Raw genomic sequence first — 19642 nt, 5'->3', positions numbered from 1 at the left:
AAACAGCGTTCCGTTTTCTTGATGAGCACATACTATCGGCATAAAGTGGGCTTTTCAATTATATTTAAAACAACGTTTCATTTTTATTTTTGTTTGTATCGGAAATGACGTTCGGATCACGATAAATGGGGATTGAGAAACACAGCACCATAAAAAAACCTCCCGCAGGAGGTTTTTTAGAATGAGAAGAGGTTAACGTTCGATGGCCAGCGCCACCCCCTGCCCGCCACCTATACAGAGTGTGGCAATGCCTTTACGGGCGTTCCGCTTTTTCATTTCGTGGACCAGCGATACCAGGATCCGGCAGCCGGACGCACCAATAGGATGTCCCAGCGCGATCGCCCCGCCGTTGACGTTTACCCGCAGGGGATCCCACTCCAGCATTTTGCCGACCGAGATCGCCTGAGCGGCAAAGGCTTCGTTTACTTCGATCAGATCCACATCTGAGAGCTGCCACCCCGCACGATCCAGGCAGCGACGGGTAGCATACACTGGCGCGATCCCCATTAACGCAGGATCAACACCTACGCTGGCAAACGCCTTGATGCGGGCCATTACGGGGAGATCCAGCTCAAGGGCTTTGCTTTCGCTCATCATCATGACGGCCGCTGCGCCATCATTAATGGAGGAAGCATTTCCCGCCGTAACCGACCCCTGCATTTCAAAAGCAGGGTTAAGCCTCGCCAGACCTTCAGCGCTGGCGTCGGTACGCGGCTGCTCATCGGTATCCACCACGACAACCTCACCGTTCTGACGCTGCGTGCTGACAGGGACAATTTCATCGCGAAAACGGCCGGAATCAATCGCCGCGCGCGCCTTTTGCTGCGAGCTTAACGCATAAGCATCCTGCAGCTCACGGCTGATGCCGTACTCGCGCGCCAGGTTTTCCGCCGTCACACCCATATGATAATCATTGAACGCATCCCACAGCCCGTCATGCACCAGGCTATCAAGCAACTGGCTGTTGCCTAACTGTGCACCGGTACGGCTGTCGGTCAATACGTGCGGCGCGCGGCTCATGTTCTCTTGTCCGCCCGCAATGACCACATCCGCCTCACCGCACTGAATGGCTTGCGTTGCAAGATGTAGCGCTTTTAAGCCTGATCCACAGACGTCGTTAATGGTGATTGCGGAGACGGTATTGGGCAACCCACCTTTCAGCGCCGCCTGTCGCGCAGGGTTTTGCCCGGCTCCGGCAGTCAGAACCTGTCCCAGGATCACCTCATCAATTTCATGGGCTGCGATCCCGCTACGTTCCACCAGCGCTTTTACTACCACGCTACCCAGGTCAACCGCCGAGTGACGCGCAAGCGCTCCCTGAAAACAGCCGATAGCTGTACGCAACGCACCCACTATTACGACATCTTTCATCACGACCTCTGTGTTAAATGACATGACGATAGTAGAGGATTGTTACTGGCAATTATCTTAATTGTTTAAAAATAGTGAGTTTAATCACAAGGATCAGCGCGCATCCTGCAGATACTGCCGCAGCCAGCTTCCGGCAATACCTGGTGGGGATCGTTTATTCCATAGCAGATCGATCCCTGTCGCCCGCGGCCAGCCGGGGACATTTAGCTGTACCAACGATTTCGCGGCGGCAAATTCATCCACCAGTGCGCACGGCAACACGCACCAGCCAAATCCCTGTACTGCCATACTCAAGAGTAACAGGTAATTCGGCGCTGACCAGACGGGCCCGCGCGCGAGCGCCGCCTCGCGCTCAAGATAGGTGCTGAGCCGCAACTCTCGCCAGCCGTGCAGTTCGTCGGCCTGAATTTCAGGTTGACCGGTCAGAGGATGCGTGGTCGCAACATATATTGCCATGCGGGTCTGCATCGGCAGCCGTGTGAAGCCGATATCCGTAGGGTAACTGTCCCGCGCTTCCGTCAGGCCAATCTGCGCTCGCTCCTTTTGCAGCAGATCGATGACGTCCTCTTCTTCGCCAATCAGGCATTCGAATTCCGTATGAGGAAAGCGCCGGTCAAACTGGTTCATGAGATCTTCCAGCACATCCGGATTAAGGGTATCGGAAAGGACAAATGTCAGACGCGCCTCCGTTTGTGCCGTTAATGATACTGCCAGCTCATCAAGCCGCGTGCTGGCGGCGAGGATAGCCTGCACATAGCCCAGCACCTGCTCCCCTTGAGCCGTCAACGCCGGCTGGCGCGCCGAGCGGTCAAAAAGCTCGAAACCCAGATCGGCTTCAAGATTGGCAATGGACGTGCTGATCGTCGACTGGCTTTTACGCAACCGGCGTGCGGCAGCAGAAAAAGAACCCGCCGCGACGGTTTCAACAAACGCAGTAAGGGCTTCGGGGGAATAGCGCATGGTCTATCTACTTTTACGATGGATACCATCTTTAATATATCAGCTTTAGCGATAAAAATAGGCCCCATCAACGCCCATACTGGCGAATTAACGAGGTCTATGACTATGCAACATCAGGATGCACTCCAACGTAAACTGCCGGAGCGGATCTTTCATGCTGTCTGTTTTGAAGGGATTGCCACGGCGATCCTCGCCCCTACGGCGGCGTGGCTCATGCAGCGTTCCGTGGTTGAGATGGGCGGGTTAACCATTATTCTGGCCACCACCGCCATGCTGTGGAACATTATTTATAACTTCGGCTTCGACCGTTTCTGGCCAGTTCAGCGCGTCAAACGTACGGCAAAAGTCCGTGCGCTGCATGCCCTGGGGTTCGAATGCGGGTTCATCGTGATCGGCCTGTCGATTGTCGCCGCCGTGCTGGGCGTCACCCTGCTAGAGGCATTCACGCTGGAAATAGGTTTCTTCCTGTTCTTCCTGCCGTACACCATGTTCTACAACTGGGCATATGACACGTTACGTGAAAAATTCATTAAGCGTCGTCAGCAAAGACGCGCCCTGGCAGGCTAACTCCCCCCTGGCCGGACGACTGGTCCGGCCAAACTCCGTCGAAGCAACTGCGCTCTCTACGCATAACTATGGTAAATTGCACTCCATTCCGATGGTTTGATAGTTGATACGTTGCTCTAATGTCGAAAATTTGGTCAAAAGATGAGACTCTCTGGAGTTTCGCTCTCTACGGCACGGCCGTGGGCGCAGGAACGCTATTCTTGCCCATTCAGCTGGGCTCCGCAGGCGCTATCGTCCTGTTTATTACCGCCCTTGTGGCTTATCCGTTAACCTACTGGCCGCACCGAGCGCTGGCACAATTTATCCTGTCGTCGAAAACCAAAGGCAATGAAGGGATCACCGGCGCCGTATCGCACTATTACGGCAGGAAGATTGGCAACCTGATCACCACGCTCTATTTCATCGCCTTCTTTGTGGTGGTGCAGATTTATGCGGTGGCCATCACCAACTCGCTCACGGAGCAACTGGCAAAACACCTGACGGTGGATACCGCAGTTCGCGTACTGGTCAGCCTGGGGGTGGTACTGGTTCTTAATCTGATCTTCCTGATGGGACGACATATCACGATAAAAGTGATGGGCTTCCTGGTGTTTCCGTTGATTGCCTATTTCCTGTTTGTCTCGCTGTATCTGACGGGAAGCTGGCAGCCGTCGCTGCTCACCAGTCAGATGGCATTTGATCAACATACCCTGCATCAGGTATGGATTTCGATTCCGGTGATGGTTTTTGCTTTCAGCCATACCCCGATTATCTCAACGTTTGCCGTTGACCGTCGTGAGAAGTTTGCTGACGGTGCTATGGATAAATGCAAGAAAATCATGAAGGTGGCGTACCTCATTATCTGCCTGAGCGTGCTGTTCTTTGTCTTCAGCTGCCTGCTCTCTATTCCACCGTCTTATATTGTGACCGCCAAAGAGCAAGGGGTTACGATCCTGTCCGCGCTGTCGATGATGCCTTCCTCTCCGGCATGGCTGGGTATTTCCGGGATTATCGTGGCGATTATTGCGATGTCGAAATCGTTCCTCGGCACCTATTTTGGCGTGATTGAAGGGGCAACGGAGATCGTGAAGTCGTCGCTGAATCAGGTGGGCGTGAAAAAGAGCCGCGCCTTTAACCGTGCAGTTTCCATTATCGGGGTGTCGTTAATCACCTTTGCGGTCTGCTGCATTAACCCGAATGCCATTTCGATGATTTATGCCATCAGCGGTCCGCTTATCGCCATGATCCTGTTTATCATGCCGACGCTGTCGACGTATCTGATCCCGTCCCTGAAACAGTACCGTTCCATTGGCAACCTGCTGACGCTGATCGTCGGCGTGCTGTGCGTGTCGGTGATGTTTGTCGGCTAATCCCTTTCGTGCCCGTCGCTCTGCCGGGCACGCCATTCAGTCTCGTCCTGTCGTATCCAGCGGAAAAGGCCTGTCCTGAACGACCGTTTTCATGACAAGCGTCGAGCGAAGATGCTGCACGCCCGGCATCGCTGAGAGTTTCTCGTCATAGAGTTTTTGAAATGCAGACAGGTCACGCGTCACAACGTGCATCAAATAATCGGGATCGCCAAATAAACGCTGTGCCAGCACGATTTGCGGTATCTCTTCCACCGCATCTTCAAAGGCGCTAACCGCTTTTCTGTCACCCTCTTTAAGCGTCGCAAATACTATCGCCAGGAAGTTAAATCCCATTTTGGCGGGATCGAGGCTGGCGCGGTATCCCGTTATGGCTCCGCTTTGCTCCAGCGCCCGCACGCGACGATGGCACGGCGAGAGGCTCAGATTCACCCGCTCTGCCAGCTCCGTAAGTGATAAACGACCGTCAGATTGCAGCTCCGCAAGAATTTTTCTATCAATGCTATCCATGTGGAAGATTTTCTCAGTTTTACCGTGTTATGAGCATAACATTGAAAGCCTATTTCGCAGGGTTAGCGATATTCTTTTTCTCAACGTTTGACGCACTGCGGGGGGGCTTCAGGACGATGGAAATGAGTATTGTGGCCGGCTTTTGGGTGGTTTCTTTTCTGCTTATCATGACGCCGGGGGCGGACTGGGCCTATGCCATTAGCGCCGGGATTAACGGTCGACGCGTGGTCCCGGCTGTGATGGGGCTGATGTCCGGCCATCTGCTGGCTACGATGATAGTGGTTGCGGGCGTGGGCGTTTTAATTGCTCAACATCCACTGGCGTTAGCCGGGCTGACCGTGGCGGGAGCCCTGTATCTCCTGTGGCTTGGCATAACGTTATTGCGTCACCCAGCCGCACCGGAAAAGGACACCCGCCATACGGGAAACTGGACACAGTGGGCGGTGAAAGGACTCTGTATTAGCGGCCTAAACCCGAAAGTTTTTTTGCTGTTCCTGGCCCTGCTTCCGCAATTTACAGACCCAACCGGAAGTTGGTCGATAGCGATGCAGATGTCTGCGCTTGGGATGATGCATCTTATCACCTGTACGCTGGTCTACCTGCTGGTGGGGTATGGCTCGAAAGCCGTGCTGGCGACCCGGCCACAGGCGGCGCGTCTGGTGAGCAGAGCATCGGGAGGGTTGATGGTGCTGATAGCGATGGTATTGCTGTTTGAGCAGGTAAGATAAAAAACACCGGCCATCGCCGGTGTTACTTACGCCCGAATATCGTCATATTCCCGCGTATTATCAAACTCATGTTTAGCAAACGGGCACAGCGGAATAATTTTACGGTTCTCACCGCGCATCTTCTCCACCACTTTCGCCACCAGCTGTTTGCCAACGCCCTGCCCTTTCAGGCTCGGATCGACGTCGGTGTGCTCAATAATGCTCAGGTGCTCGCCGGTCGGTACGAAAACAATCTCCGCGACCTGATTTCCGTGAGCATCGTTCACGTAAAACTTGTTATGGCCTTCCAGAATATCCATGGTTCCTCGCTTATTTTTGGCGATACTTCAACGCACCGCTCGGGCAGGTATCAATCACACGTACAACCGTTTCAACGTCCACTTCATCGGGAATGATCCACGGTTTACGTTTCAGGTTAAACAGCTTAGCGCTTCCGCGTACGCAGTTACCTGAGTGTTTACAGATCCCGGTATTGAAGTAAACATCAATTTTCTCGCCGGTATAGGCCCGGTAACCTGCATCCAGTAGTTCTTTATCCATGACATTGCCTCTGTAATTATTCTGGTATGAAATGAAGCATAGCCTTACGCGATCCCGATGGCTATTACACCGAAAACGAAAATCCAGGTCACAACTCTTTTCATGCCGGATTGCGCGCCCCTGATGTGCATGTCAGGCTCCGCAAATGTCTCACTTTTAAATGTTTACCGCAGGTTGAATGAAACGCAGACTCTCTTTTCAGGTAAAGCTTTTTTTAGCGCTGGTGTGCTTCTCCTGCCTGCTGTTAGTTCTGCTGGGAACGATCCTGTTTCATTTTATTGACCGACAGCTCCATCACGATCTTGGACAGCGCGCCAGGGTTCAGGCCAGTCAGATCGCGCTGATGCCGGGTCTGGCGGCAATGGTTGCGGCCCGAGATATCCCCGGCATTGCCCGGTTAATTCAGCCGCTGCGTGCCGAAAGCGATGCCAGCTATATTGTGATTGGCGATCCCCAGGAACAGCACCTTTATCATTCTGAATCCCCGGAGCGGATTAATTTACCGATGATCGGTGGGGATAATGCCGAGGTGTTAAAAGGCAAAACCATTATTTCCGTGCGCCGGGGCGGAATCGGGGTTTCACTGCGCAGCAAAGCCCCCATCTTTAACGCGCAGCACCAGGTGATTGGCATTGTCTCCGTCGGCTATCTGACCTCATATATCGCCAATATTAATGCCCGCATTCTCTGGCAATCCGGGTTGTACGGTGCAGGTCTTCTGCTGCTGCTGTTTATTTTCTCATGGCTGTTTACCCGCAATCTTAAAAAGCAGATGTTCCGGCTTGAACCAAAGGATATTGCTCAACTGGTTTTGCAGCAAAGAGCGTTGCTGGAAGCCATGTATGAAGGGATATTCGCCATTAATAAAGAGAAGCAGTTGATTCTCATTAACCGTGCGGCACGAGAGATGCTGGATATTCGGCAAAGTGAGAAAGACCTTATCGGCAAACCGCTGAAAGATGTTCTGCAAACCTCCCCGGGATTCCTGTCTCAGCGCTACGCTTCGGTGAGCAGCGGCAACCACGACCAGATTGCGGTGCTTAATCAGCGAGAGGTGATCGTTAACCGCGTGGCGATCGAGGTTGAACCGGGTGTCGAGAGTGGTTGGGTATATAGCTTTCGCGACAAAAACGACATTAACACGCTTAGCAGCCAGCTCAGTCAGATCAAACGCTATGCGGATAACCTGCGCATTATGCGCCACGAACAGCTGAACTGGACCGCCACGCTGGTGGGGTTGCTGCAGATGAAACACTATGATGAGGCAATCCGTTACATCCAGGTGCAGTCAGAAGGGGCGCAGCGCGTGCTGGACTTTGTCTCTGCCCGTTTTGTTTCTCCGGCGTTGTGTGGGCTACTGTTAGGAAAATATGTCAGCGCACGCGAAAAAGGCATTGAACTGCTGTTTGATCCCGCCTGTCAGCTCACCCGCATGCCAGCCACCCTCAATGAAACGGAGCTGATGTCCATTATTGGTAATCTGCTGGATAACGCCGTGGATGCAACCCTGAAAGCGCCGGTGCCTGCACCTGTTGAGCTCTACATTTCTGACCGCAATCAGGAGTTATTGATAGAGGTGGCTGACCGTGGCTGTGGGGTGGATGATACGATGAAGCCGCATATCTTCCGCCAGGGGTTCAGCAGTAAACCAGACAGTGAGAACGACATTGTCGGCACCGAGCACGGTATTGGTCTGTTTCTGGTGGCAGGATATATCGATAAGGCTGGCGGCAGTATTGAGATTGCCGACAACACGCCACAGGGCACTATTTTTTCTGTGTTTATTCCGAATGGGCAACAGCATGACCCGACCACTTGATGTTGTGATAGTTGAAGATGAACCGCACCTGGCGGAGCTGCATCGCGAGTATATCGAGCAAAATTTCCTTTTGCGCGTGGTGGGCATCGCCGCGTCCATTGAGCAGGCCTGTAGCCTGATTCGTCAGCATCAGCCGCGGCTAATTTTGCTGGATAACTATCTTCCGGACGGTAAAGGCGTGGAGTTAATCGACAACCCACTGCTAAAAAGCTACGAATGCTCGGTGATCTTCATCACCGCCGCCAGCGATATGCAAACCTGCAGCCATGCCATGCGCAGCGGTGCGTTCGACTATCTGATTAAGCCCGTCTTTTTCCAGCGTCTGCACGCCTCTCTTGAGCGGTTTATGCGCTTCATCCATACCGTGCAGCAGGTGAAGGTGGTCGACCAGCATGCGCTGGATCGCCTGTTTAACCTGCCTGCCGCGGAATCGTCCGTTACACCGTCAACGAAAGGGATTGAGCCCCAAACGCTGGAACGGATGAAACAATTTTTCGCCGACAATCCCGACAGGGCGATGTCGGTGGAAGAGGTAGTGGAGAACGTCGGGATCAGTAAAACCACGGGGCGTCGCTATCTTGAATACTGCGTGGAGAGCGGGTTAATCAGCATCGAAATGCTGTATGGCAATATTGGTCATCCGCGAAGGTTGTACCGCAAAGCCGCCGATAAACCGTAATCCGAAACCGTTCACAGGCTAACGTTCGCGGATTTTATGGTGTTAATTGCTGAAACGACGGCAACAATCACACTTCGGAATCATTGCCCGCTTCACCCTATTGTGGGTGGAGCCCACTGCGCTATGTTGACAATTAGTTCCTCAAATGTAACTAAAAGGTTAACTATAATGTCGAACACGTTCCGAATTTCTCTGCTTACCGCTACTGTACTATTCTCTGCTTCTGCACTGTCTGCCCTGCCGCAGGGCTATCCTGCTGAGTATCAAAAAGTTGTTGATGCCGCAACGAAAGAGGGCAAGGTTGTTATCTACTCCACCACCGACATCAAAGCTGCCGGGCCGCTGATCCAGGGCTTCGAAAAAACCTACCCGGGCATCAAAGTTGAATACAACGACATGAACAGCACCGAGCTGTACAACCGTTTCATCAGCGAACAGGCCTCAGGTGGTGTGAGCGGCGACGTGGTCTGGAGCTCATCCATGGACACCGGTCTGAAGCTCGCCACCGACTACGCCATGGAGTACAAATCTCCGGAGCAGAGCCAGCTGCCGAAATGGGCAGTCTGGAAAGATAAGGCATACGGCACCACCTATGAGCCGGTGGTCTTTATCTACAACAAGCGTCTGATCCCGGCCGGCGACGTGCCGGACTCTCACACCGCGCTGGCGAAGCTGATTGCCAGCCAGACGGACAAATTCAAGGGCAAAGTCACCACCTACGACATCGAAAAATCGGGTCTGGGCTTTATGCTTTCAGTCCAGGATCACAACGCCGATCCTAATTACTTCAAAACCCTGGCAGACGTTGCCAAAGGTGGTTTATCGGTACAGTCCTCTACCGGTACCATGATGGAGCGCGTCTCCTCCGGTGAAAACCTGATCGGCTTTAATATCCTCGGATCTTATGCGGAAGCACGTGCGAAGAACGATCCGTCGCTCGGCATCTCCTATCCAAAAGATTACACCCTGGTGCTGTCGCGCGTGTCGTTCATCAGCCAGCAATCGCAAAACAGCAATGCGGCAAAACTGTGGCTGGACTATGTGCTGTCTGAACAAGGGCAAAACATTCTGGCAAACCAGGCTGACATTCCGTCCATTCGTAACGATATCGAAGGGAAAAATGATATCGACGGCCTGACCAAAATCCTCGGCAACGCGCTGAAGCCGATCCCGGTTGATGAAACGCTGCTGGAATACCTGCAGCCGAAAAAACGCCTGGAGTACATCAAAGAGTGGCGTACCGCCGCCGGCAAATAAGCGTCTGAGCGCGGCGCAGGCCGCCGCGCTCCCTTATCGACTGAGTTCGTTTTTCTGGGCTGCAACACCAGGGATACCCCATGAATACATTACGCAGAAAGTGGCAAAGCCTGCCGCGAGGCATCGTCGTGCTGATAACCGCCCTGGTTATCTACACGCCGCTGTCGTTTATCGTGATACAGAGCTTCCTGTCCGCCCCGTTCTTTTCGCCGTCAAAAGAGTGGAGCTTTGAATCATTTGAGTTTATTTTCACCGACCCTGATTTTTATAAAGCCCTGAAAAGTGGTTTTATTCTTGCTTTCGGGCTGGTCTTTATCTCTATTCCGTTGGGCGGCGTGCTGGCGTTTCTGATGGTGCGTACCGACCTGCCCGGTCGCCGGCTGATTGAGCCGCTGATCCTGGTCCCGATTTTCGTTTCACCGATGGTACTGGGCTTCGGCTACGTGGTGGCCGCGGGTCCGGTAGGCTTTCTCTCCCAGTGGGCTGAGGCGCTGATTGGCTTTGTGCCGTGGAATATCTACGACATGTCGAGCATTGTGGTCATCGCCGGTCTGACGCACGTCCCGCATGCCTATCTGTATATCTCGTCAGCGCTGCGCAGCGTGGGTTCCGATGTGGAAGAGGCCGCGCGCACCGCGGGGGCGTCGCCCTGGCAGGTGATGACCTCCGTTAGCCTGCCGATGGTGCGCCCTTCCATTCTGTACGCCACCGTGCTGCTGTTCTTCCTGGGGCTGGAAGTGTTCGGCCTGATGCTGGTCCTCGGCGACCCGGAAGGCAACATGGTGCTGGCGACCTATCTCTATAAGCTGACGAACAAGATGGGTACCCCATCCTATAACCTGATGGCGGCGGTTGCGGTGGTGCTGATCTGCATCACCATCCCGCTGGTGATGCTCCAGCGTCGCCTGATGCGCACCGCCAACCGCTTCGTCACCATGAAGGGAAAAGCCTCTCAGGCCCGTGCGTTACCGCTGGGTAAATGGCGCTGGGTTGCTGGCGCGGTGATTGCCTTCTGGCTCACCGTCACCATCGGCGTTCCGCTGCTCGGCGTGGTATTGCGCGCGTTTATCTCCAACTGGGGCGTGGGTGTTTCGCTGTGGGATGAGCTCTCTCTGAACACCTTCCGCACCATCTGGGCGCAGCCCAACCTGCTGCGCGCCATCGTCAACTCCATGGCGATTGGCGTGATTGGCGGCGCGCTGGCGGTGGTCTGCTACCTGTTTGTCGGCATTGCCATGCACCGTAAACCGGACAACACCACGCGTTTCCTGGACTACAGCGTGCTGGTACCGCGCGCCGTGCCTGGCCTGCTGGCGGGTCTGGCATTCCTGTGGGTGTTCCTGTTCCTGCCGATGTGGCTGGATAACGCGCTGAAATCCGGCTGGCTTTCCGGGTTTGCCTGGACGGACTGGATGCGCGAAAACGTCATCGTCTGGCTGCGTTCGCTGCGCAGCACCATTTTCAGCGTCTGGCTGGCCTATACCGTGGTGTGGATGGCTTACGGGCTGAGGCTCATCTCTTCCACGCTGCTGCAGGTGGGGCCGGAGCTTGAAGAAGCGGCGCGCAGCACCGGGGCAACGCGTGGCCAGATCACCCGTCACGTTACCATTCCGCTTTCCCGCTACGGTCTTATTGGTTCGTGGCTGCTGATGTTCCTGATCTTTGAACGCGAATACTCAACGGGTGTGTACCTGCTTTCGCCCGGCACGGAAACCATCGGCTCGATGCTGGTTTCCCTCTGGGCTGCGGGTGCCATTGATATCGTGGCGGCGCTCTCTTTCATTAACATCCTGCTGGTCGTGGTAGGTCTGGGCATTGCCCTTCGTTTCGGAGTCAAAATACATGATTGAATTAGCGGTTGACGATCTGCACTTAACCTACGGCGACAATCCTGTTTTAAATGGTGTCTCCATGAACCTCAAGCGCGGCGAAGTGGTCTCCCTGTTAGGCCCTTCCGGCAGCGGCAAAACCACCCTGCTTCGTGCAGTAGCGGGCCTGGAGAAACCCACCCAGGGTTCGATTATTATTGGCAAAAACAAAGTTTACGACGGCACGCCGCGCAGTGAGGTCCCTGCGGAAGAGCGTAACCTGGGGCTGGTGTTCCAGTCATATGCCCTGTGGCCGCACAAAACCGTTTTTGAAAACGTGGCTTACCCGCTCAAACTGCGTAAAGTCCCGGCCAAAGAGATCCAGCAGCGCGTGCAGGATGTGCTGGATCAGCTTGGTCTGGGGCATCTTGGCAAACGTCACCCGCACCAGCTCTCCGGCGGACAGCAGCAGCGCGTGGCGATTGGCCGCGCGCTGGTGTACAACCCGCCGGTGATTTTGCTGGACGAGCCGCTTTCTAACCTCGACGCCAAGCTGCGTGAAGAGGCCCGCGTGTTCTTGCGCGAGCTGATTATCAAGCTCGGGTTATCGGCACTGATGGTGACGCACGACCAGAATGAAGCAATGTCCATTTCTGACCGCATCCTGCTGCTCAACAACGGTAAAATTGAGCAACAGGGCACGCCGCAGGAGATGTATGGCTCGCCGAAAACGCTGTTTACCGCCGAGTTTATGGGCAGTAACAACCGCCTGCACGGCAAGGTCACCGAAGTACGCGACGGCAAAGCGCGCATCGAGGGGAAAGGCTGGGTGCTGTGGGGCCAGGCGGGCGAAGGGGTGCAAAGCGGTGATGAAGCCACGGCGGTGATCCGCGTCGAGCGCGTGGCGGTGGTCGAGGGACCTGGGGAAAATCAGCTTGAGCTGCCGCTGCTCACCAGCATGTATCTTGGCGACCGCTGGGAGTACCTGTTCCGCACGGCGGGGGATGATTTTGTAATCCGCGCGTATGGGCATGAGGTTCGCGACCCGCAGCACTGCCATCTTTCGCTGCCTGAGAAGCATGTTTGGGTGTTCCCGAAAGGGTGAATGGAAAAAGAAAAGGCTGCGGGATGCGGCCTTTTCTGTTTGTGTATGTGTCTTGGCTGTTGCGCCGTCGGGATAAGTTCCGCGCTAAGTATTCCGATATCACCATTAATCTCACCAGCTCGTATGAAAACCTGCAGAACGAACGCACGTCGAAAATTCAGAGAGGCGGATCAGGAGGAACGGTACAACGTTGTGTTGTTCCATAAGGCCTCCTGTGTTGCCTTTATGAGGCTGCCGGCAAAGGATGACTGCATGATCAAATATGGCCATTAGTATGCCGAAGACGAATGGGAATCTGATGTCTGTGTTACACAGGTTATCTCTGCTCAGGACCTCCTTCTTCCGCAGGCAGACAGTCATGATCTTTCCGGCCTTTCACTTTCGGACGACCGCCGGGCACCATCCCTGTAGATAGATCTCGATTCGAACAGTGTGCACGTGATGTGCTCTAAATAGGAAAGTCGGATCTCACAAAGGTAGTTGTCCGGTAATTTCATGATGTTGTTATTTGGATGATTATTATCAGGAAGGAAAGGATGGTGATAGTCAGGATCTTTAATCGAGAAATATTTCAGAGCGGAAATATTCCATATGTAAGAGACTCTTAAAAGACTGTAATCGCTGTTTTATCGAATGAAAATTGAGTTTGGAAGACGTCTGAAGAGTTGAAACTGGAGCGGGCGAAGGGAATCGAACAGAGAAGCCCAAGAGCCGCGAAAGATCTCAACATTGGTAGTTGATAGCGGAGATTTTAGAGGATCATTCTCATGTCTATCAAGGGCCAATCTTATCTTTATCCAACTTCGGAAGGGGTCTGGATGTTTCAGATCTTCATTCCGGTGTACATGCGGCACATTTTCGGCGGGAAACGCCTGTACCGGAAATCGACGGGAACCAAAGACCTTAACGCCGCTAAACACTTCCGTAATCACATGCTCATCGAGTGGAAGACACTTAAGGAACAGTATTCCCCAAACACGGAGGAACGGCGCATACAAAACGCCATAGCCGGATTGCATAAGCAAACCACGCTACGCGCCCCACTCCAGACAGTGCCAACGTTAACCGCTATCCGCGATCAATACGCTGACAAGTACCGTGAAAAGCGTTCATTCTCCACTCTCGCTAAATCAGCTCGTGCCGTAGAGGTGTTTCTTACTTCGCTTGACCGTGCAGACATTCAGATCACAGAGATCAGACGCTCACAAGTGGCAATGTTCATCAACCAGCAGGACAAGAAAGCCCCTCAAACCGTTCAGAACTGGCTAACATGCCTGGGAAGTCTGTACGAGTATGCGCGGAGGAGTTACGACGACATAACACCAGATAACCCATTTCACGGTCACAACCTCGAAGCACGAGCCAGCATTGTTAGCTATGAACCATTTGAGCCTGACCAGATGCAAAAGCTACTTGATGCAGCAGAGCCGGAGATCAGGAACATCATCATTATGGGCCTGTATTCAGGATGCCGCCTTGATGAACTGGCAAGCCTAAAGAAATCAGAGATCCAGACGGTGGAAGGTGTACGGTGTTTCTACATCTCGAAGTCAAAGACGAAAGCGGGGATCAGGCATGTGCCGATTCACTCCCGACTTTCTGTGATTGTCGATGAATACCTGAGACACGGTTACGGCGAATACCTATTCCCACACGCTAACAAGATAAACAGGAAGGATGGTAAGAAAGGGCCGTACTACTCCCAAAACTTCACAAGGCTGCGTGACAAGGTTTTGCCTACCGCTACAGACCGTCAATGTTTCCACAGCTTGCGCGGGATGTTCATCACCTGCTTAGACCGTGCTGGAGTGCAGGAAACCAGAATCGGCAGTATCACCGGACACACTGAACAGAAAGCGAAAACCGAAGCATTCCGCACCTATTCCCAGGGAGCGAGCATGGAAGAGTTATCGGGGTACGTTGAGATGGTGGGTTATGAACAAATACCGACCAACACAACCAGTTTTATCAACTGTAAAGAGCGTAAATAAAGCCACTTCACCAGCATAAAATACCGCACACTTTACCAACTGTGAATTTAACCAGTAAACTGGGTTTTCATCGTTGCAAAGCGAAGCGGTGAGAATTACCATTAACACTACATGTTGTGTTGATTCATAAACAAGATACAACATGTGCAACAATTCACTTCCTGAATAGGTGTTGAGAATGGCTAATAACTCAAAGCAAACATCAAGTAAAGTCGCATCAGTAGCAGCACAAACCTTGAACAACCCTAACGCATCTGGAATCCAAAAGAGCCTTGCTGGTTCAGCACTGTCTCAAAAAGGTTCTTCGAACCAAACAAGCGGTGCAATGGAACATAAAGCATCTGCTGCCCTTAACAACCCTCGCTCAAGTGAATTGACTAAAGAACTTGCCGCCTCTGTTCTGGCTCAATCCAACAAAGGGCGTAAATGAAAAAAGGGGCGCAAGCCCCTTTGTTAATCTTCTTCTTTGTCGAGAAGATGTATTGCTTTCCAACATAAAAAAATTGTGGCAATACTTGCACCCTCGCCAATACTTTTCTCACACGCTACAGCAAATGCTTTATTTTGAATGTCTTCCCAATCAAATTTAAAAGCATTTAATTCGTCAAGAGTAACTTTGTAATCATGCTTATGCGCATAGTTATTTCTAACTTTGTTGATCGCTTTGAATGCAGAATAGTATTTATTATTGAGTAAGCCCATAGCAAAGGCCAAATCTACCTTTAAGTCATAAGAGCGGGATGATTTAAAAAATGCCTTTGGCTCAACAAGATTCCTTGAAATTAACGTCTCCAGAACTTTCTCAATAAATAAATGCCCTTTCAAAATAGGCGACAACTCTTCTTCTTCAAATACGAGGCGTTCCATGACATGCTGATCAAGTTCATCAGAAGATAAATCATCAAAGTTCAAATTAGATTCCTTCAATTTAAATTGAGCATCGACATTTTAGCATAACCTCCATTCAGTAACATAATTTAGCCGCCTGTGGAAGATTGGCCTGATAACATTTGTAATGTCAGAGATTGCGTGAAACTTGCCTGGCTTGCTTTAGCCTGGAAATCGACATAATCCGCAAGACGTGAGGTGTCACTCTGGATGGTTAGCGGCACTTCCGGCGCTACCGTGAGGTTAAACACTGGTGCAAGATTGTACGCTGGCGCGTTACCGCTGTTTAATGACATAGCACTATCACGCAGAGAATCACCAGACAGGCTGTATTGGCTGGCTGCTAGTCCTGCATTATCACCACCAACGCCCAACCAATCCATGATCGCTGGCCCCACTGAGCGGGTATCAAAGCCCGTCTTATCCTTAATCCAATCCGCTGTAGCATTCGCAGAGCCACCCACAGCACCATCGTAGAGGGCCTGGGCCGCTGGCTTATCGCTATCAGTGAACCATTGAGGAAAACGAGAGCGAATCCCTGCATTCAGATCTGACACTACGCCGGAAATCTCACCAACAAAGCCAGTCACTTGTTTAGCTAAGTCGCCTAACCCCTCTCCGAGCATTTCAGCAGATTCAGTTATCACTTTGGTGTTCTTCACGAGGTCATTACCACCATCAGCGAATCCTTTCATAAAGCCAGTGAATAAACTGTTATCAACGCCATTCATCAAATTACCCATAGCCACAGACAGATCGCCGTAAGCGTAAGTTTGCTTGATCTGCTCGTCGTTCAACGTCTGACCACTATCAACAAGGCTTTTCAGCATCTTGTTATACTCTGCACCGTTATTCAGGAAAGCATCGGTATAGTGCGCAAGGTCATCCCCGTAATCCTCGATCAAATGCCCGATGGACGCTTGAGACATGCCACGGCGCTGACCTTCGTTTACTGTTGCCTGAATGAAATCTAACGGATTATCCTGATACTTAGCGATCTGCTCTTTGTTCCAGCCGAACTCATTCATAACGTTGTCTACCGCACCGTTGCCGCCTTTCCATTTGCCAGACTTCTGATCGAAAGTGGAATTTGTCACCGACTCGCCCAGGCGCTCGCGCACATCTTTGAAATTATCAGTGATTTTGTCTACGGACGCGCTGTCTATACCATGTTGCTGACCGTAAGCTACCAGCGCTTTTACGGCGTTCGGATTAGCCTTAACCAGTGCTGATTTTCTCACCAGATCAAGGTTTTCATTCCCTTTGTCACGGATACGGGACAGGATGCCAGCGCCGCCAGCTAAAGCCGCCGTTGCGCCAATAAAGCCAGCACCACCGCCTATCAGATTCAGTCCCTTCTCTTTGATACCCTTTGCCGCCCCTGGGTAGTCCGTACGTTTGACGTGTTTCAGCGCTGCCGCTTGTGCCTGAGTGGATGCCGTCACTTTAGCTTGTAACGCAGCCTCACGGCGCATAAGCGCTATGCGTTCGCGTAGCTCATAGTTCATCTTCTGACTGCTGATCTGACCATTACGGAATAGCTCTGTCTGCTCACGCGCAAACTTTGCAAACTGGTATTGCTTCGCCGGATCAATACCGTATTTCCCAGCAATGCCTTTCATTTGAAGGTTAGCGCTACGAAACTTGAGATCGGCTGTCTCATTACGTTTGGCTATCTTAGCCGCTTCCCTGCCTTGCGCTTTCGCCGCTTTCCCTGCAATGCGCTGTTGCTTCACGTCATTAGGCGTTTTAGGAATGGCGGATTTTGAATCCGCTATTTGTTCACGCGCTTTCTGTCTACGTTGCTTCTGAACCTGAAAACGAATCTTAGGGTTAGCGAGTTTCTCAAAGTGTTTTTGAAGGTCTGTAGCCGCCTTTTTCGCTTCGGCAATACTGCTTTTATCTACGGTGAAAGTAACAGTGTTAACAATCTTACTTGTATTAATCTCAAGCATCGCTACCGCCTTTTTTACTTACCAGATAATTGAGTGCATCAGATACACTACGCCCACGGTGTAATAGCTGGCGAAGATGACCGTGATCTATTTCAAGCACTCGACACACTCCCGCCAGATTTAATAATTCTTCTGCTGTATCGGCATTCACTTGTAGATGCACACCAGCGCTTTTTAAAATCACTTGCATAATCTTTCCTCGTTCTGGAAATAAAAAAGGGGCAAGGGCTGGCGCATTTGCTTTGCGTGTTCCAGTTCCCTACGCCCCCTGATTAAAAGCTCTTCTGTTATTTCCAGACGTGAAGAGCTAACGTCTATCGCTCATTATTCTGAGACAGTACCGAAAATGATCGCTTGAGGGATGTTTACAATCGGCAAATAACTACACTCTGTAGCCACTTCCGGGAAGCCCCAACGCTGATCTACGATCACATACTGGTGATACAATTCCGCGCCTTTGCCTTGTGTCGCATGACGAACACCAACACCGCTATGAAGCACGTAGGCATTAGACTGTTCAGACATAACAGGAATGCTAACAAATCCGTCTACACCGATTTTGTCAGTGATTAGGGAGTAGCCCGTCACGTCGATCACGGTTACGCCGTTTAGTGTCCAGGTTTCGAAAGCAGGGTTTGCACCTTTAGTGCGGGTGTAGAAGTTATCGCCAGATTCCAGCGGCAACGTATACACCATGAAATCTTTCACTGATGGGTGATAGCGTAGCGCTACGGCTGCTTTGCCAGAAGCCAGAATCACCGCGCCCTGTTTGGCCTGTGCAAGTCCTGAACCAAGTTTCACATTCTGGATGCGCCCGATCTCGCTAAGTTGCTGGAATACGTTAGCACCTGCACTAATGTCCATCGTGTATGTGGTTTTGCTACCGCCAGCAAGGAAATCAAGATCGCCCTGTCCGGCGAATTGAGAATTAACACGAAGCCCTAACAGCGCTTCTACGAGATCAGTTTCTACTGTATTACTCACCTGTGAATACTGTGCATCGCTGAAATCATTAATAGCGAGAGTAATTTGATCAGCAGTGTCAATCGTGCCACGCGCTTTATACTGTTCCAGGTCACGAGATGTAACGCTATTAAGGGAGTTTGTGTATTTAAGCTGGTAAAGGGCGTTCGTAAATTCTGGACGTTCTGCACTGTTCCAATCGCTTTGGGCATAAGGCATCTTTTCTGGTGCAACGAGATTTTTCACATCAGTGATTTTCTCAAGTGCAATAGAGTTAACGTCGTGATTCTCAATTTTGAACAACCCAAGATTGGTTACAATCTGGTTTAGCTGAGTAGAGAAATTAAACGGGCTGGAAAAATCGTACATGTTCCCAGAAAATAAATCTGAATAAGCCATTCTTGTTATTATCCTTAATTAGGTTGTGCGTAGAGCTACAGTAGAGTAGTCAGTAAAAGTAAAGCCAAGAGTTGCTAATTGTGCTTGAGCAAGGGATTTATCCAGGCTTCCAAATTCAATACCAACCAGGGCTAAAATAGTATGTTCTGGAGAAGCTACAATAAACGCCTTATCTCCAGCGCTTGCAGGTTCTACGACAACATACGCAATGCCACTAAGGGCGGCAGCTTTCGCGCCTGTAGCGTCAACAAGATCGCCAACAATAAGGGAATCAGGGATTCCTGTAGCTGTTTTAATTAGCTTATCTTGCATAATTGCATCAGAGGCGTAAGCCACCACTTTATAACGTGAAAAAGCGTTATCACCGTTCGACGGTGTGAATGTTCCAAATTGCATTAGTTATTTTCCTTTTGCTAATAGTTTTAATCGTTCCTCAAGCCCTGATGACGGGTGAGGATTCTTATTTGATTTATTAATCGTTGGATTAGGCCAGAATGCTTCTGTAGCTTGTCGAATTTCATCGACACTTACGCCTAATACATTAGCCGCTTGTTTCATCAGATTTTTAGAAAGAATAAGAGAAGCGCCTTTGTGAGTGATCACACGGTCATAACTCATAATAAACATTTTATTTCCTTCGTTGTATTAACTATTTCGTTACGATTTGAGCGTAAGAAAGGCGACCGAAGTCGCCAAGAGAGAATGCCCTTGTTAGAAAGCATTGTTAACGTCATTATTAAGGAGGAATGAGGTTAA

The 19642-nt window shown here is 51.4% G+C and carries 21 protein-coding genes; 10 read left to right on the top strand and 11 right to left on the bottom strand.

Features of this window, described 5'->3' with window-relative positions; genetic code table 11:
• Nucleotides 1-192 precede the first annotated feature (192 nt).
• Complete coding sequence (locus tag JGF26_RS10610) at nucleotides 193-1371, bottom strand: acetyl-CoA C-acetyltransferase (RefSeq protein ID WP_028016932.1); 1179 nt, start codon at nucleotides 1369-1371, stop codon at nucleotides 193-195.
• 93 nt (nucleotides 1372-1464) lie between these two features.
• Entirely contained in the window at nucleotides 1465-2331 is an 867-nt protein-coding gene (locus tag JGF26_RS10605) for a LysR family transcriptional regulator (protein WP_134707892.1), read from the bottom strand.
• A 105-nt stretch (nucleotides 2332-2436) separates the two neighbouring features.
• Between JGF26_RS10605 and JGF26_RS10600 the strand changes: the two genes are divergently transcribed.
• Both JGF26_RS10600 and JGF26_RS10595 read left to right on the top strand, forming a co-directional pair.
• Nucleotides 2437-2898, top strand: a complete 462-nt coding sequence (locus JGF26_RS10600) for a multidrug/biocide efflux PACE transporter (RefSeq protein WP_028016934.1) — start codon at nucleotides 2437-2439, stop codon at nucleotides 2896-2898.
• A gap of 119 nt (nucleotides 2899-3017) precedes the next feature.
• Nucleotides 3018-4247: an amino acid permease gene (locus tag JGF26_RS10595; RefSeq protein WP_028016935.1), complete on the top strand. Its 1230-nt coding sequence runs from the start codon at nucleotides 3018-3020 to the stop codon at nucleotides 4245-4247.
• A gap of 36 nt (nucleotides 4248-4283) precedes the next feature.
• Here JGF26_RS10595 and JGF26_RS10590 read toward each other — a convergent pair whose 3' ends face one another.
• Nucleotides 4284-4754: an Lrp/AsnC family transcriptional regulator gene (locus JGF26_RS10590; protein WP_028016936.1), complete on the bottom strand. Its 471-nt coding sequence runs from the start codon at nucleotides 4752-4754 to the stop codon at nucleotides 4284-4286.
• Nucleotides 4755-4870: 116 nt separating this feature from the next.
• On the opposite strand from JGF26_RS10590, the gene JGF26_RS10585 reads away from it, so the two are divergent.
• Entirely contained in the window at nucleotides 4871-5482 is a 612-nt protein-coding gene (locus JGF26_RS10585; RefSeq protein WP_128347297.1) for a LysE family translocator, read from the top strand.
• 26 nt (nucleotides 5483-5508) lie between these two features.
• On the opposite strand, the gene JGF26_RS10580 is transcribed toward JGF26_RS10585, so the two are convergent.
• Nucleotides 5509-5781 (bottom strand): GNAT family N-acetyltransferase, encoded by a 273-nt coding sequence (locus JGF26_RS10580; RefSeq protein ID WP_028016938.1) that lies wholly within the window; start codon nucleotides 5779-5781, stop codon nucleotides 5509-5511.
• 10 nt (nucleotides 5782-5791) lie between these two features.
• On the bottom strand, nucleotides 5792-6022 hold the full coding sequence (gene yjdI / locus JGF26_RS10575) for a 4Fe-4S mono-cluster protein YjdI (protein WP_008499689.1): 231 nt from the start codon (nucleotides 6020-6022) through the stop codon (nucleotides 5792-5794).
• Nucleotides 6023-6200: 178 nt separating this feature from the next.
• On the opposite strand from yjdI, the gene JGF26_RS10570 reads away from it, so the two are divergent.
• The 7 genes from JGF26_RS10570 to JGF26_RS10540 all read left to right on the top strand — a co-directional run bounded on the left by JGF26_RS10570 (nucleotide 6201) and on the right by JGF26_RS10540 (nucleotide 15111).
• Nucleotides 6201-7841 (top strand): sensor histidine kinase, encoded by a 1641-nt coding sequence (locus JGF26_RS10570; protein ID WP_134707893.1) that lies wholly within the window; start codon nucleotides 6201-6203, stop codon nucleotides 7839-7841.
• Nucleotides 7825-8520, top strand: coding sequence for a response regulator (locus JGF26_RS10565; protein WP_134707894.1), 696 nt, complete (start codon nucleotides 7825-7827; stop codon nucleotides 8518-8520). Before JGF26_RS10570 ends, JGF26_RS10565 begins: the two co-directional genes overlap by 17 nt.
• Nucleotides 8521-8688: 168 nt before the next feature.
• Nucleotides 8689-9777, top strand: coding sequence for an ABC transporter substrate-binding protein (locus tag JGF26_RS10560; protein WP_028016941.1), 1089 nt, complete (start codon nucleotides 8689-8691; stop codon nucleotides 9775-9777).
• A gap of 80 nt (nucleotides 9778-9857) precedes the next feature.
• Nucleotides 9858-11627, top strand: a complete 1770-nt coding sequence (locus JGF26_RS10555; RefSeq protein ID WP_028016942.1) for an iron ABC transporter permease — start codon at nucleotides 9858-9860, stop codon at nucleotides 11625-11627.
• Nucleotides 11620-12690 carry an ABC transporter ATP-binding protein gene (locus JGF26_RS10550; RefSeq protein ID WP_134707895.1) on the top strand — a complete coding sequence of 357 codons (1071 nt, stop codon included), beginning with the start codon at nucleotides 11620-11622 and terminating at the stop codon, nucleotides 12688-12690. Before JGF26_RS10555 ends, JGF26_RS10550 begins: the two co-directional genes overlap by 8 nt.
• A 767-nt stretch (nucleotides 12691-13457) precedes the next feature.
• Entirely contained in the window at nucleotides 13458-14681 is a 1224-nt protein-coding gene (locus JGF26_RS10545) for a tyrosine-type recombinase/integrase (RefSeq protein ID WP_134707897.1), read from the top strand.
• A gap of 178 nt (nucleotides 14682-14859) precedes the next feature.
• Nucleotides 14860-15111: a hypothetical protein gene (locus JGF26_RS10540; protein WP_071603011.1), complete on the top strand. Its 252-nt coding sequence runs from the start codon at nucleotides 14860-14862 to the stop codon at nucleotides 15109-15111.
• A 23-nt stretch (nucleotides 15112-15134) separates the two neighbouring features.
• Here the strand turns inward: JGF26_RS10540 and JGF26_RS10535 are convergent, their stop codons facing one another.
• The 6 genes from JGF26_RS10535 to JGF26_RS10510 all read right to left on the bottom strand — a co-directional run bounded on the left by JGF26_RS10535 (nucleotide 15135) and on the right by JGF26_RS10510 (nucleotide 19513).
• Complete coding sequence (locus tag JGF26_RS10535; RefSeq protein WP_134707898.1) at nucleotides 15135-15593, bottom strand: hypothetical protein; 459 nt, start codon at nucleotides 15591-15593, stop codon at nucleotides 15135-15137.
• 65 nt (nucleotides 15594-15658) lie between these two features.
• Nucleotides 15659-17524: a hypothetical protein gene (locus JGF26_RS10530; RefSeq protein WP_134707899.1), complete on the bottom strand. Its 1866-nt coding sequence runs from the start codon at nucleotides 17522-17524 to the stop codon at nucleotides 15659-15661.
• On the bottom strand, nucleotides 17517-17714 hold the full coding sequence (locus JGF26_RS10525) for a hypothetical protein (protein WP_134707900.1): 198 nt from the start codon (nucleotides 17712-17714) through the stop codon (nucleotides 17517-17519). The genes JGF26_RS10530 and JGF26_RS10525 overlap by 8 nt, the downstream gene beginning before the upstream one ends.
• Before the next feature lie 134 nt (nucleotides 17715-17848).
• Nucleotides 17849-18886, bottom strand: a complete 1038-nt coding sequence (locus JGF26_RS10520) for a major capsid protein (protein WP_134707901.1) — start codon at nucleotides 18884-18886, stop codon at nucleotides 17849-17851.
• Between the two features lie 18 nt (nucleotides 18887-18904).
• Nucleotides 18905-19282, bottom strand: coding sequence for a hypothetical protein (locus tag JGF26_RS10515; protein WP_134707902.1), 378 nt, complete (start codon nucleotides 19280-19282; stop codon nucleotides 18905-18907).
• A gap of 3 nt (nucleotides 19283-19285) precedes the next feature.
• Nucleotides 19286-19513, bottom strand: a complete 228-nt coding sequence (locus JGF26_RS10510) for a hypothetical protein (RefSeq protein ID WP_134707903.1) — start codon at nucleotides 19511-19513, stop codon at nucleotides 19286-19288.
• Nucleotides 19514-19642: the final 129 nt, after the last annotated feature.

It is taken from the genome of Enterobacter sp. E1, assembly GCF_016809815.1.
Taxonomy (GTDB): Bacteria; Pseudomonadota; Gammaproteobacteria; order Enterobacterales; family Enterobacteriaceae; genus Enterobacter; species Enterobacter adelaidei.
Note: the sequence above shows the minus strand (reverse complement) of the source record. Positions and strands in the feature narration are given on the sequence as shown.

What these genes read in the sequence shown, in the direction of transcription:
- JGF26_RS10525 (WP_134707900.1), bottom strand. Translation starts at nt 17,714, where the DNA reads ATGCAAGTGATTTTAAAAAGCGCTGGTGTGCATCTACAAGTGAATGCC.
- JGF26_RS10570 (WP_134707893.1), top strand. Translation starts at nt 6,201, where the DNA reads ATGAAACGCAGACTCTCTTTTCAGGTAAAGCTTTTTTTAGCGCTGGTG.
- JGF26_RS10515 (WP_134707902.1), bottom strand. Translation starts at nt 19,282, where the DNA reads ATGCAATTTGGAACATTCACACCGTCGAACGGTGATAACGCTTTTTCA.
- JGF26_RS10610 (WP_028016932.1), bottom strand. Translation starts at nt 1,371, where the DNA reads ATGAAAGATGTCGTAATAGTGGGTGCGTTGCGTACAGCTATCGGCTGT.
- JGF26_RS10580 (WP_028016938.1), bottom strand. Translation starts at nt 5,781, where the DNA reads ATGGATATTCTGGAAGGCCATAACAAGTTTTACGTGAACGATGCTCAC.
- JGF26_RS10530 (WP_134707899.1), bottom strand. Translation starts at nt 17,524, where the DNA reads ATGCTTGAGATTAATACAAGTAAGATTGTTAACACTGTTACTTTCACC.
- JGF26_RS10520 (WP_134707901.1), bottom strand. Translation starts at nt 18,886, where the DNA reads ATGGCTTATTCAGATTTATTTTCTGGGAACATGTACGATTTTTCCAGC.
- JGF26_RS10605 (WP_134707892.1), bottom strand. Translation starts at nt 2,331, where the DNA reads ATGCGCTATTCCCCCGAAGCCCTTACTGCGTTTGTTGAAACCGTCGCG.
- JGF26_RS10555 (WP_028016942.1), top strand. Translation starts at nt 9,858, where the DNA reads ATGAATACATTACGCAGAAAGTGGCAAAGCCTGCCGCGAGGCATCGTC.
- JGF26_RS10590 (WP_028016936.1), bottom strand. Translation starts at nt 4,754, where the DNA reads ATGGATAGCATTGATAGAAAAATTCTTGCGGAGCTGCAATCTGACGGT.
- JGF26_RS10600 (WP_028016934.1), top strand. Translation starts at nt 2,437, where the DNA reads ATGCAACATCAGGATGCACTCCAACGTAAACTGCCGGAGCGGATCTTT.
- JGF26_RS10540 (WP_071603011.1), top strand. Translation starts at nt 14,860, where the DNA reads ATGGCTAATAACTCAAAGCAAACATCAAGTAAAGTCGCATCAGTAGCA.
- JGF26_RS10560 (WP_028016941.1), top strand. Translation starts at nt 8,689, where the DNA reads ATGTCGAACACGTTCCGAATTTCTCTGCTTACCGCTACTGTACTATTC.
- JGF26_RS10565 (WP_134707894.1), top strand. Translation starts at nt 7,825, where the DNA reads ATGACCCGACCACTTGATGTTGTGATAGTTGAAGATGAACCGCACCTG.
- JGF26_RS10510 (WP_134707903.1), bottom strand. Translation starts at nt 19,513, where the DNA reads ATGTTTATTATGAGTTATGACCGTGTGATCACTCACAAAGGCGCTTCT.
- JGF26_RS10585 (WP_128347297.1), top strand. Translation starts at nt 4,871, where the DNA reads ATGGAAATGAGTATTGTGGCCGGCTTTTGGGTGGTTTCTTTTCTGCTT.
- JGF26_RS10545 (WP_134707897.1), top strand. Translation starts at nt 13,458, where the DNA reads ATGTCTATCAAGGGCCAATCTTATCTTTATCCAACTTCGGAAGGGGTC.
- yjdI (WP_008499689.1), bottom strand. Translation starts at nt 6,022, where the DNA reads ATGGATAAAGAACTACTGGATGCAGGTTACCGGGCCTATACCGGCGAG.
- JGF26_RS10595 (WP_028016935.1), top strand. Translation starts at nt 3,018, where the DNA reads ATGTCGAAAATTTGGTCAAAAGATGAGACTCTCTGGAGTTTCGCTCTC.
- JGF26_RS10550 (WP_134707895.1), top strand. Translation starts at nt 11,620, where the DNA reads ATGATTGAATTAGCGGTTGACGATCTGCACTTAACCTACGGCGACAAT.